Annotated in this window: 12 protein-coding genes; 3 read left to right on the forward strand and 9 right to left on the reverse strand. The window is 33.6% G+C overall.

All coding sequences use genetic code 11. The features are described 5' to 3' along the window. The first annotated feature begins 116 nt into the window (after positions 1–116). Positions 117–2,714, forward strand: coding sequence for a beta strand repeat-containing protein (locus FLUTA_RS16775; protein ID WP_013688095.1), 2,598 nt, complete (start codon positions 117–119; stop codon positions 2,712–2,714). A gap of 164 nt (positions 2,715–2,878) precedes the next feature. Continuing rightward, positions 2,879–3,523: a T9SS type A sorting domain-containing protein gene (locus tag FLUTA_RS16780; protein WP_013688096.1), complete on the forward strand. Its 645-nt coding sequence runs from the start codon at positions 2,879–2,881 to the stop codon at positions 3,521–3,523. 47 nt (positions 3,524–3,570) lie between these two features. Here FLUTA_RS16780 and FLUTA_RS16785 read toward each other — a convergent pair whose 3' ends face one another. Next, complete coding sequence (locus tag FLUTA_RS16785; RefSeq protein ID WP_013688097.1) at positions 3,571–3,987, reverse strand: DoxX family protein; 417 nt, start codon at positions 3,985–3,987, stop codon at positions 3,571–3,573. 297 nt (positions 3,988–4,284) lie between these two features. Further along, positions 4,285–5,178, reverse strand: coding sequence for an alpha/beta hydrolase (locus FLUTA_RS16790; protein WP_013688098.1), 894 nt, complete (start codon positions 5,176–5,178; stop codon positions 4,285–4,287). A 412-nt stretch (positions 5,179–5,590) separates the two neighbouring features. Between FLUTA_RS16790 and FLUTA_RS16795 the strand changes: the two genes are divergently transcribed. Then, positions 5,591–5,968 (forward strand): hypothetical protein, encoded by a 378-nt coding sequence (locus FLUTA_RS16795; protein WP_013688099.1) that lies wholly within the window; start codon positions 5,591–5,593, stop codon positions 5,966–5,968. Between the two features lie 119 nt (positions 5,969–6,087). Here FLUTA_RS16795 and FLUTA_RS16800 read toward each other — a convergent pair whose 3' ends face one another. The 7 genes from FLUTA_RS16800 to FLUTA_RS16840 all read right to left on the reverse strand — a co-directional run bounded on the left by FLUTA_RS16800 (position 6,088) and on the right by FLUTA_RS16840 (position 13,319). Then, positions 6,088–7,368, reverse strand: coding sequence for a serine hydrolase domain-containing protein (locus tag FLUTA_RS16800; protein WP_169312098.1), 1,281 nt, complete (start codon positions 7,366–7,368; stop codon positions 6,088–6,090). A gap of 98 nt (positions 7,369–7,466) precedes the next feature. Beyond that, on the reverse strand, positions 7,467–8,291 hold the full coding sequence (locus FLUTA_RS16805) for a helix-turn-helix domain-containing protein (protein ID WP_013688101.1): 825 nt from the start codon (positions 8,289–8,291) through the stop codon (positions 7,467–7,469). A gap of 110 nt (positions 8,292–8,401) precedes the next feature. Then, positions 8,402–9,463: a grasp-with-spasm system SPASM domain peptide maturase gene (gwsS, locus tag FLUTA_RS16810; RefSeq protein ID WP_013688102.1), complete on the reverse strand. Its 1,062-nt coding sequence runs from the start codon at positions 9,461–9,463 to the stop codon at positions 8,402–8,404. Between the two features lie 169 nt (positions 9,464–9,632). Then, positions 9,633–10,616, reverse strand: coding sequence for a grasp-with-spasm system ATP-grasp peptide maturase (gene gwsG, locus FLUTA_RS20985; protein ID WP_013688104.1), 984 nt, complete (start codon positions 10,614–10,616; stop codon positions 9,633–9,635). Then, entirely contained in the window at positions 10,613–11,425 is an 813-nt protein-coding gene (locus FLUTA_RS16825) for a hypothetical protein (RefSeq protein ID WP_013688105.1), read from the reverse strand. The genes gwsG and FLUTA_RS16825 overlap by 4 nt, the downstream gene beginning before the upstream one ends. Positions 11,426–11,583: 158 nt before the next feature. Further along, positions 11,584–11,817: a hypothetical protein gene (locus FLUTA_RS16830; protein WP_013688106.1), complete on the reverse strand. Its 234-nt coding sequence runs from the start codon at positions 11,815–11,817 to the stop codon at positions 11,584–11,586. Between the two features lie 677 nt (positions 11,818–12,494). Beyond that, positions 12,495–13,319, reverse strand: a complete 825-nt coding sequence (locus FLUTA_RS16840) for a hypothetical protein (protein ID WP_013688107.1) — start codon at positions 13,317–13,319, stop codon at positions 12,495–12,497. Between the last annotated feature and the right edge of the window lie 22 nt (positions 13,320–13,341).

The following is a 13,341-nucleotide window of genomic DNA, read 5'->3' on the forward strand; positions in this document are numbered from 1 at the left end:
GCCTTCTGAATCAAGGTTCTCTACTTTAAGTTGATACGTGATTTCTCCAACAAATCACCTTGTTGTAATTTTAAGACATATTATCGTATATTGGCACTGAAAAAGAAAGCATCTAAATGAAAAAACTATTCTTATTTATTTTATTCTCATTGACAACTTTAATAGGGTTTTCGGGAGTTTTTACGGTACAAAACACGAATGATTCCGGAATAGGGTCCCTTAGGCAGGCTGTTATGGATGCAAATAGTGGAGACTCTATTACTTTCAATCCAAACTTAATATCAGGAGGTAATAACAGTATTGTATTAACATCAGGAGAAATCAGCTATAATAAGAATTTAACCATCATCGGCCTGATAACTGCTACAGACACACTTTTCGTTAGCGGGAATAATAGTTCACGCATTTTCAATATCACAGGAGGCACTACTATTCTAGATAAAATGGCAATTGTTAATGGATTTAACTCTTCTCAGGGTGGAGGGATTAAAGCCTATCTATTGACGATAAGAAATTCCATTATTAGAAACAATTCTGCATCAGGCGCTTCCAATACTGCTGGGGGAGGAATTTTCGCTTTTAACGTGACAATAAAAAATTCTCTTATCATTGACAATACATCTATTTCTTCAGCTTCCACTGCGGTTGGGGGTGGAATATTCTCGACTTATTTGACCGTTAGTAATTCAACTATTACCGAAAATATAGCCAAGTCTAATGCCACTGGTGATTTGTCTTATGGTGGTGGAATTAGCACTTCTAATTTGACTATTGACCATTCAATTGTGAGTGAAAATTTAGCACAGGGTAATCTTTCATACGGAGGGGGAGTATATGTGAGCGGAACCATGACAATAACTAATTCAACTTTCACTAACAATAAAGTATCTTCGGGTACTGCAGCGGCCACTGGAGGGGGAGTTTATGCCTATGCTTCTTCTGGCTTAACTACTTTAATAATAGATAATTCTACTTTTAGTGGAAATACCGCTCAATCTTCTAATTCTTCAGCTTCTGGGGGAGCAATTTATACCAGATCAAATACAGTATCTTCCAGTGCTTTCTCTACATTGGAAATAACGTATTCTACTTTTGTTTCTAATACAATTTCAAATACTTCAATCAATGCTACCTTTGGTGCTGGAGCTGCTATCTATGCGGATAATATTTATTTGACAATAGATCATTCCTCCTTTACTGAAAATCTAACTTCTTCTAAAACGGCGGCTTATGGTGGTGCCATTTACGCAACCACTGATAACTCTCCTTCTCCGGCTCTTTCAGGTTTAACTTTAAAGAATTCCATTCTGAAAGGAAATTCCGCAGCTTCAACAACCACAGCACAGGGAGGAGGAATTTATATTATTTCTAATTCTATTTCATATACCTCTTCTGCATCTAATTTTAATTTGACAATAGACAATTCAATTATACAGGGAAATTCAGCTTCATCAATTTCAGGAACTACTTATGGTGGTGGAATTTATTCTCTTGCTACGGCTGCGCAATCTTCTTACAATTCTAAGATTATTGCAACAATCACTAATTCAACCATAAGTGAAAATATGGCCACTTCTACATCTTCTACTTGTTTAGGGGGAGGTATTTATGCTAGAAGCGCTTCCAATTCCAATACCTCTTCTTCCAATTTTACAATAAAGAATACAACGATTAGCGGAAATGCGGCAGTTTCTTCAACTTCAGGAGCAGCAGGTGGGGGTCTTTATACCCTTACAGGAAATAATGCTTCAATTTTTAATCTATCTCTTAATCATTGTACGATTTATGGCAATACTGCTTCCACGAATTCATTAACTTCAGGAACTTATGGCGGAGGAATTGTTTGTGCAGGTGTTGCCAATAGTGCTTTAACACTAATTAATTCAACCGTTCATGGAAATACGGCCTCATCCAATAATACAGAAGATGGTGGCGGAATTTATATTTCCCCTAATACAAACTTTACAATAGGTAGTAGTATCCTAGCAGGAAATGTTGGAGACAATACTATTTTTGGTTCAATTTCTACCAGCAACGGATATAACATTTTTGATGATGCACCAGTAGGAACCGTTATCTCTGATCAAACGAATGTAAGTAGTGTTGCATTAAATTTAGGACCTTTACAGAACAATGGTGGCAGTACTTTTACGATGGCGCCAGGTATTGGCAGTGTGGCAATAGGAATGGGGAATCCAGCAGATATTTCTGATGCACAAAATGGTGCCATAGTTGGAATAAGAGATGTAGGTGCAGCAGAAAATGGAATCACAGCTTGTCAAACAGTTTATGATTCTATTGTACAGACCATTTGTTACGGAGCTACTTTCAATTTTGGAGGAAATCTTTTGACGAGTTCAGGAATGTATAAGGATACTATGACTAGTATCAATGGCTGCGACAGTGTTGTTACATTGAACCTCACTGTGAGTGAGCAATTAACGGGTGTAGATACTCAAACTGCTTGCGAAAGTTATACATGGATGGATGGTACTAATTATACTGAAAACAATACATTAGCCACCTATACCTTATCAAGTGTAAATGGCTGTGATAGTATAGTAACCTTATACTTGATAATCAAAACGCAGAGACAACGATTGATACTAAAACTGCCTGTGGAAGTTATACATGGATTGATGGGAACACATATATTGCAAATAATAGTACAGCATCGCATACGCTTTCAAATTCAAATGGTTGTGATAGTATAGTTACTTTAAACTTAACAATTACTAGTTCGGAATCAATAACTGATTTTGTCACAGCGTGTGATAGTTACATTTGGATTGATGGGAATACTTACGCTACTGATAATAACACAGCAATACATACTTATACAAATGGTAATGGGTGCCTAGTTACGGCAACATTAAATTTGACACTAAATACTGCAGTAACGGGAACAGATACAAAAACTGCGTGTGGAAGTTATACATGGATTGATGGGAATACATATAACGCAAGCAACAATTCAGCAATTTTCAATATTGTTGGTGGTGCTGCCACTGGTTGTGATTCGTTGGTAACTCTTGATTTAACGATAAATAATGTTTCGGATATCACTACATCAGTGAGCGGAATTGTTATTTCATCTAATAATACTGCTGCAAGCTATCAGTGGCTGAATTGCGACAATAACTATATTCCCATTGTAGGAGAAACAAATCAGAACTTCACGGCAACTGCCAACGGAAACTATGCTGTAAAGCTGACGGAGAACGGCTGTGTAGACACATCTTTCTGTGTTTCCATTGCAACTGTTAGTCTTATGGAGAACGATTTTGGAGATGCACTTGTAGTTTCCCCAAACCCAACTGAGGGCAATTTTTCAGTTAATCTTGGTGAAAAATATTACGCTCTAAAAATCGACATTACCGATTTGAATGGCAAAATCATTCAAACAAAAGAATTCGATAATTCTCAAGTCTTGAACCTGAATATACAAGAACCTGCGGGTGTATATTTCGTGACCATAACATCTGCAGAATTGAGAGCTGTAATTCGACTAATAAAGAAATAAAGACGATTGCTAACAATGTATAAGTAGCATAAAATGGAGTATCTAACTTAATTCTTATTTCTCCATTTTTTGATCACTCCAGTCGACCAGAGAGCCCAACAAATTAATACGGGTTGGAAAAATAATCGGATCAATCGTTTTTGGTCTGTATCTAATCCAAAAGCGTCAATTTCATTGGTGTATTGGGATATATTTCCCGGAAATACCAGTATGTAGAAAATAGCCAATATTATTCCAACCTTAATCTTTTGTTTTACCCAAAATATCATTGCTAAACCAAGGATAATTTCCACAATTCCAGAAGACAAAACAACAAAGTCCATAAAACGTGAGTCATTAGGCAGCCATCTAGGAACTTGGGCTAAGAATTCAGTTCGTTGAAAGGTTAAGTGACCGATTCCGGCCAATAGCATAAATGAGCCCAGTAAGATTCTCATTGCATTTTGAAAGAATGATGTCTTCATGTTTGACTTTGTCTTAAAAGAGATTGCGTTATTAAGTTACCGTTTTTTTGGTTATATATAGGAATAAAATTCAGTTTTGAATACTGGAGGAAAATTATGATACCTTACTTACGTAAAGATTACTTCTTAGTTTTTAAACTGTTTTGTGAAATAGGTAGGAGGGAAAGAGTCTTTTTGTGAGTGAGATTTAGATGTGAAAGGAAAAAGTCCTCAGTCCCCAAGCTTTTGAATTGCCAAGGAATTTTTTCCGTTTTGTGATTAACTTTCGTCATTGAAAAAATCTAGGGATAAGCTATATTAATGTTGCAACGTTGGATACAAAAACTGAAACGAATTCATAACTGCTTGATGCATAATTGTAGCGTGATTTTCCAACGGCAAATAATCGAAAAACACATTTACGCTTTTACTTTTTGATTTCTTCAATTTATCCGCCAATAAATTAGCATCTACTTCCATTACTCGGGGAATTTTGGTGGGTGTTATACCTTCTTTTCCAACAGCAATATAGATATCTGTTTGTTGAGTTGAACTCTCAGATAGTATTGTTGAATTAAATTCCAAAAGCGAACCATTATCCCACCACAAACTAGGGCTAATGATAATGTATTTGTTGAAGAGTGTCGGTTTTTTCAAAAGTACTTCCGTAGCAAGTAATCCGCCTAAGGATTGCCCAATGATGGTTTTATCGGTATTTGTATGGTATTTATTTTCAATAAATGGCTGCAACTCTTTTTCAATAAATGAGATGAATTTATCAGAATGCCCTGAATTTGGAGTTGGAATGGTTGGTTTTACATCAGATGCAAATGTAAAATCTCTTTTTCGGTCAACATTTGCAACACCCACTACAATAGACTTCGGCAGCTGGTTGATCCATTCGAAACTAAAGAACTGAACAAGTCCAACGATGTGAATAAAATCTTCATCTGCAGAACCGTCGAGTAGGTAAATTACTGGGTACTTTATTGAATCGTTTGGATTATAACCTTCTGGGAGATAAATGTTCAACGTTCTTTTTTCTGAAAGCTCTTTTGATTGGATTTCTTCGATTGTACCTAGCACAAAAGGCTTGGAATTAGAAGTTTCAGTTATTGAAACTGATTCCTTCCCATTTTTAGACTTCCCTTTTTGGGCCACTGAAATCAATACAGAAAAAGAGAATAGTGTGAGTAGCGCTAAATGTTTCATCGGTTATTCTTTAATTGGCGATTGTTACCTGTTTGTTTAAAATCAATTATAATGATAAAAAGTGGGTTTTGAACGTTCGAAGTACTGATATGAATCAAATTTAAAAGCTTCAAGTCTCATTTTGGTCACCCCTTCGCAATTTATTGGCCAACTGATTCAATTCCCGAAGTCGTTGTTTATTCAACTCTTTCGCGGCCTGTTTATTGTTTTTCTTCTGTCCCATTAATTTGGAATGAAGCTTTTTATTCTCCGTATTTTTCTGTTTCGCCACATTACAAAGTTAGAATTCATTGGGGAATAATGATATCGGCTTGTAAAAATCAATAGAATCGAACGAGTAACAAAATCTTCACAATCTATCCCAAAAAACCGAGTATCACCATTCCATTCAACTATCTTTAAGAAAAACAGTATGTCAGGAAAACAGAAAAAACAATTTGGGGTGTGGATGGATGCTCATCACGCAACGATAGCTGGTCGTAAAGAAGAAGATGACACCGAATTTGTGATTCTTGGAAGAGTCGACAATCCAGGTGCTGATCGGAACACGAATGAAAATGCCGAAAATAATCAGGAACAGGCGCTCACGCATAAGTTTTTCAAAGAAATTGCCGCGAAAATGGTCAATATTGAGGAAATTCATGTTACAGGCACTGGTCAGGCTCAGGAACAATTCATTCACTTTCTTTCCGACACGCCGCAGTATAAGCATGCAGTGGCTACAGAAAGCACTTCGATCCGAATGAGTGACGAAGCCCTTGTGACGATGATAACGGATCATTTTCGTTAAGTTGCAGCTCCAAAAGCTTATTAAATCCAAATCCCTGGAGCATCGCTTTGGGGATTTTTTCTTTCTGAAAGTCCCAAAACAGCATATGTTGATCGAAGTTTATTAGCTATTCGTACTTTTTACTGAATAGTTCTCTTTATTATTTCTTTCACTCCACCTTTTGTTAGAATTAAAGAACTATAGCTGCCTGATTTGTCCTGAATAAATTCAATCGTCCTGTCGTTATTGTCTGCTCTGAAAAATTTTAATTTGGATTCAGGCAAGAGTTCCATTTCGGAACTATTATAGTACAGTTTTCCATCCGTTTTTATGATCTCGATTTCACCATACTTCCCTGTAAATTGATCATATAGTAAAGTATCTATTTTGATCTGAGAATGTTTGTAAGGAAGTTCAACGTCTTTTTGAAAAGAAATTGCGGAAAGTCCGTAAGCAATAATATAAGATTGAGATTCATTATTAGATAAAACCGTTACAAAGAGTTTGTCATCTGTAAATCGATTAAAAGAAGTCATTGTGCCAAAAAAACCTCCGTCATGCGCAATTAGTTGATGTCCGTGATTATAAAATGGATTAATTATAAATCCATACCCCCAATTTTCAGAATTATGGGGTGTAAACATTCGTTTTTTCATTTCTGCTGAGAGGATAGTTGTTCCGTACAAAGCATTGTCCCATAATGCCAAATCTTCGACGGTAGAATAAACGCCATCGTGGCCTATATTAAATCCCCAATTGATATAGGGATTCTGGATGAATCCTTTTTCTGTTCGACAGTATACCTTGGCTTTTTCTGATACTATTGAATCGTTATTACTGACGCCTGTATTATTCATTCCTACTTTTTCAAATATATTTTCCTTTAAAAAAGCGGCATAGGTTTGACCTGAAACCTTTTCTATAATCTTAGCTAACAGGTAATAGCCAATATTGCTATACTCACTTTTAGTTCCTGGTGAAAAATCGTAAGGTATTTTCTTTATTTCAGAATAAGCAGAATCAACACTAATGGTAGTTAATGCCAGATCTTTAAACCCTAATGCAAGTCCTGAAGAATGAGCTAATAACATATGAATAGTAACGCTATCGGATTTCGGATAATCTGGAAAAAAATCACTTAGATGATCATTCAGTGACAGTTTCCCTTTTTCTACTAACAGGAGAATAGCAGCAGCTGTAAATTGTTTTGTCACCGAAGCTAACTGAAATTTAGTATTTACGGTATTTTTGATATTCCACTCGTAATCCGCTAAACCGTATGATTTTTTCAATAAAACCGAACCGTTTTTTGTGACAAGAACTGTTCCACTAAAATTGTTTACATCAACCTGTGCTTGCATGTATTTTGCAAGATTGGTTGAGATGTCTTTTTGTCCAAAAATCAGTATTGGAAATAGCATTATTATTGTCAAACACAACTTCATCATTATTTAAGAATAGAATTAAGATGCAATGTTATCACTTAATAAAATGTTGGAATTGTATTTTTGTAAACCCATTAAACAAATACCCATTTTATTTGATTCTCTTCAAGTTCTGCTATTTTTGAAAAAAATGCTTTGGGTGTAAAACCAGTTAATTTTCTAAAATCTCGAATCATATGTGACTGGTCAAAATAATCTAGATTATAAGATAGCCCCATTTCATTTTTATTTTCAAGATGACTTTGGATAGCTGCCCGAAATCTGATTATTTTTTTGAATTGAGAAGGTGTTTTACAAATATGTTTATCAAAATGTTTGTTTATGGTTGTTCGCGACCGACCGGTTTTAAGAGACAATTTCGTCATCGACTGATTTAAATTGCTTGCATCCATCATTTCGGCGAGTACATTCTCTAACAAAACATCTTCAAACGGCTTCAATTTTGAAATCCAATAACATTCTAGTTTCTCGATTTTTTCATCCGGATTTTTTATTGAAAGAATGGACGCCATAGTGGCCTTATAATCATCGTATGGATTAAAATCGGGAAAAGTTCCTTCTGAATAATTTTTCAAATCATTTCTTATAAAAGGATTTATTCCAAGAGGTTTGAAGTACGTAGTAATTTCATTGATTTTGCCTTCATATTTCACAAGGACTGGTTCATTGAAATTGCATACTAAATTGGTTTCAATCGGATTAGATGGACAATGGGTTGTTATTATTTTATTTTCAGTAACCAACGTTTTTGTTTGCTCACTAATAGTAGCAATTGTATAAATACTGGGAAATGTGAAATAAGTAGCGGGGTTTTCTTCAGAGGTTCTTTCAAGGATGTAAAAGCATTCAATGTGTTTTTTTAATAAAGGGTTTGTAGGTTTAAATATTTTTATTGTCATTTTTTAGTTCTTTATTTATTAAAGCATCATTCATTTAATTGATATATCAATTATTAAAGTAGTTAATTAAGATGATTAAATCTTTGAAAATAACGAAAGGTATTGATTTGTTAAATGATATGCTTTAGTGCATAAAAACCGATAGCATCTTTTTTTATTGGATTTGTGCTCCATTCCTCCCAGATTCCAGTTTTTGGGTTATATCCGCATTTTAAAGGCTTGGAATACATGTCGGAAGGTTTTTCAAGATATGCCCTGCAGTCAGTACAAACCATTCTAAATTCACACTCCCGGCAAACTTCTATTTCGGACTTTTTAATTTGAGTTACTTCATGATTCAAAGCCTGAAGGATCTTTTCTTTTAGATTTCCAGTCTGAACACGTCCATAATCCCAATTCATCGAAGGGCAGTTTTTTACATTTCCATCTTTATCAATGCTGATTTTTCTATTCAGGCAATTATTGTGAAAATGTGATTCCATAAATAAATGCAAACCAGTAGATAAGTGCTCTTTCGTGATGAGTCCGCATGATTTTTCATTTGAAATTTTACGATTTAGATAAGAGATCAAAAAAGGTAAATTCCCGACTATTTGATCTTCTTTCGCATTAAAAATAGTGACAGAATTAATTTTGCTGGTGACTAGATACAACTTTTTCAGTTCAAATAAAGGTATATCATCATTGAATATTAAATCGATGGACAATACGTCAGATTCTTTGAATACTGACAAAACATCATGGAGTATTTGGAGTGGAATTACCTCAAAAAATCGTAACTGAATATGTTTACATCTAAAATAATCCAGCTCATCTAGAATACTTTTAACGGAATAATCTGTTTCTATTCCAAAGTCTAAAATAGCATTCGTTACTTTGCTGGGATGATCCCACTGGATGGGTAATCGAGGAAAGGATTCAACTTCATTGGTGTACATCCCGATTCCTTTTTCATAAAAATAATGGAGAAAATTGGCAAGTCCATCTTTCTCTTCAATATACCTGTTTTCTAATTGCTTCAAGGATATTCGTGAATCAATTAACTGAATTAACTCTTTCAAATTAGAATCAAAGTGATGGATTTTGCCATTTTGAAAATCGCAAATTGCCGTGTATTCTACACCATAAACAGGAATGCAGTTACTAAAAAAAATAAAATAGTTCTCTTTCATGTTTTACAGCTTGCTGATTGGCTTATAAAAATTCACTACTCTGACTTGGCTTGATTCATAAAGACTAACTTGAAACAGCGTTTTATACTGCATTTTAGGAGTTGCATTTTTACTCTTTTTCATCTTCTTTAATGTCAAAGGAGAGGACTTGTCATCTTTAATAATTTGACTAATTGATTTTTTCATTTGATACTAAATTAGTAACTACTTCTCGCTCTAAATAATAATTACACGGACCAGAAACCATTCCAAACTGTCCCACAGGATTAACTTCCAAGAAATATAATTCTCCTGTTTCACTTTTGAGAAAGTCGATTGAACCAGAATTAAGATTGAGCGACTTCATCAGTTTTTTTAATTTTAGCAAATCCTCTTTTTTTAATTCAAATGGAACTGTTCTGTTAGGATGCACTGTATTGTATCTCCTAAAATCTTCTGAAGTTTGTTTATCTTCTTGTGAAAAAATAGCCATACTAAAGGCCTTTTCATTTAGAAAAAAGGTGCGTATCTCAAAACTCTTTTCTATGCGTTCTTGCAACAAAAATGGGAAAACCTCACTTTCTTTATTGAAATGCTTAGATTTCACCTCTGTGGTATACTGCATGTAATGGTTTGAATTATGTCTTAACATAACCATATTATAAATGGGCTTGGTAATGTATCTTTTACCTGTTTTTTTGATGATTTTTATTGCTTCTTCATTCGATGTCAAAAGGTGTGAATCAGGAATTTTAAAACCACTTTCCTGTGCAAGAAAAAGAGTTTCCAGTTTATCGTTGATTGCGGTGTTCAAATTGTTTACACCTTTCATGTATTTAAAAAGCGCATGAAAAAAACCCGAATTAAATGAAATGATTTCTTGTTGTGCAAATTCCTCGAGCTCTGGAGTTAATGTACTAAACTTATAATTACTCAATGTACTAGCATTCGATCTTCTATAAATATATCCCACGACATCCTTTTCTGTAACAATACTTCGTTTATGCTTTATCTGAAAAGAAAAAATGTTATTCGCAATGGAATAATTTAGCAAAACTTTCGACAAATTACGAGTGTCAATAATGATCGGTGTAACATTCAGGCTTATACACCAATCGACCATTCTATGAGTAGTAATGTCATCCTCAATTGAGAAAAATAGTAAGTATTTCATAATGTAAATGGCTTTAAACCAAATAATAATCTATTTATATTAATTTGTTTTAATTCTTTTTTTGAAAGACTATTAATTGGGTTACCGCTTTGTGCTTTGGTTGTCATTAAAAATTGTAAAGGCAGATTATTTGATTCCAAATAACGGTCAACAATTTGGACATAGTACTCACTGGGTAAATTATTTTTTTTTACCTGATTTAAGTAATCTTCAATCAGTCTTTTTTTCTTTTCGTTGTTGTCCAAATGTTGGATAATAGTAAACATCATGTGTATATATTCTAAATTTAACTCTCGATAGCCAGGGACATATCCAATAGTATCCATACTTCGATAGAATAATTCACTGCTGATTTCATCTAAGGGGTTTTGCAATCGAAATATGCTGTCTGAAAATTTCTCAAATTCATTTCGTGTAATTTCATTTTTTCTGTATTTCAGATAAACACTTCCAATCTTTATTCGGTGTTTTTGCTCAAGAGAATAGCACGAATCTAATATATTCAGAATCTTTGAATCAGATGATTTAGAACTGGTTGTGATTTGTTTCATAAAATCAGTCATTTCATTTTGAAAATGAGTGTATTTTCTGGAAGTTAAATTTTTTAATGAAAAACTGTCTTGAAGATTTACTCCTAAAAGAAGCTTTTCAAATAACGGTTGGTCATTGTTTTTATCCGCATGGTAAATTGCAAGGTTTCTGTAATATCCTTTATTGATGGCTTTATTTTCAATTAGAAGAATACAATTAATTGATTTTAAGTAGTTTGTTTCTTTTTCTTTATCATATCTGGAATAATTTCGAATCATATTCTTTTGACAAGAAAATAGTATTGAAAATACGATAATGATTACCAATACATGAAATGAATAATACTTAAACACCGGATAAAAAAAAGTTTTTATCCGGTGTTTTTTAAAAAAATCAGTTCTCATACTAGAGTTGATTTCACCAAATTTCGGGTTGTTTATCTTTCTAAAGCAGAAATACTTCTTGCCAATGCATCGCACTTATCTGGATCAATTGTACACTGAGTTTCTGTTTCTATAAAGGTATTCGGATCACCTGCACTATCAACGAATCCTGATTCACATGGTCCTGCGCCAGTTTCTCCTCCTGTTGCCATTCCTGCAAAGATTTTGTTCGTTTCAATTACATTTTCCTGAAAACGCTTAAAAGTGTCATTTAGATTTGATTTCATTTTGATGGTCTTTTATTTTTTCCTACTCTAAATATGGTTTTCGGATTCCCCATTTTAATTTTTGTTAACGTTTGAAAGATATAAATATTTTAATAAAAATGTTGTCTGAGGTTTATTTTTTTTTTCAACAATGATCTCTAAACCATGTTTTTAGGATATATTCTGATTTGAAATTCCTCTAATTTTAGTTGGTTTTTTATCAAGTCAAAATATTTTTCTTTTTATTTTTCTGACTCCAGATGTATTCCGCTTTCTAGGATGGAATACAACAATCTAATTAATAGTAATCTGGATTTTATTTAATGGATTAAATGCTTTTATAGAGCATAGCTTGTTAAGTTTCAGTATTATAAAAAGCACTGAAATACAACTCCTTTTGAGTAAACCGGAATTGAACCGCTATGAATTTTCGGAAACCGAATGAAAATGGCTAGTTGCGGAAGATTTGGGTTTGCCACGCTCCTCGGCCTTCCTTCAAAGGAGGAGACTAAATTCGTTCTTCGAACCGGGATTTCATACTCAGTTCTCACACTTACTCTGAAAAGAAAAAAGCCCGGAAAGTGTGAGAGCGAGTACAGAGTGACAAAAATAAAAAAGCATCACTCACGTAATGCTTTTTTATTTTTGTGGAGAAGAGCGAACGGAAATGGAACCAGAAACAATAATTATTTGATGTATTAATGATGAAATTTTGGATTCACGGTTTCTAGTTTTGACTCAGCTAAAATGAAGTTGGATTCTAAAAATGAAATCAAATTGCTGTCAGCGATTTTCGTAGGTGAGTAATGTGCAATATTGCAAGGGTATTTCCATTCACCATCTTTATCTTCATAGTAATCAAAAGATATAAAAACTATTGCTCCCAAAGATTTCAAATTCTTTGGTGAGTTCTTTTTAAAACCTTCATTTATATTTTCTAGTATCGAAAATAAATATTGCTTGGATATTTCCAAATCGAGTTTCTTAGCATGAAAAATCGGATTAGTAATATCTACAAATAAAACAGTGGATGAATTCATATAATTTACCACCAATTTTTCTCTTACAGAATTTCTTATCTTTTGAAAAATTTGCTTTTCAGAAGGTATAGCTGTAAAACTAAATAACGCGCTAGTACATTCTACAAATATTTCACCATTGTAATCAATTGAAAAATCAGGCTTCTCTCGATTTTTAAAAGTGATATTTTTCTGAACTAAAGTCCAATGAAAGTATAATTCAAATAGATCTCCGTAAAATGAGACATTTTTAGTATTCTTAATGAGACGATTTTTCCATAATTCAAAAGCTGAATTGTCTATCAGGTTTAGCTCATATAAATAGTCTATTGGTCCAAATAGGCTATTATATAGAAGATAATTAAATTCTTCAGATAAAGGATCAAGAGCTAGCAATTCATTATAGCTATTGAAAAAAGGGTGGTCCGAGTGTTTTGAATCTGATAGATCAAAACCTAATTGTTCAACATAGATTTTTTTTATGTGATCTAAACTCTGGCTCATTTTCTTCGTTTTACTTTTCAAA

It is taken from the genome of Fluviicola taffensis DSM 16823, assembly GCF_000194605.1.
Classification (GTDB): domain Bacteria; phylum Bacteroidota; class Bacteroidia; order Flavobacteriales_D; family Crocinitomicaceae; genus Fluviicola; species Fluviicola taffensis.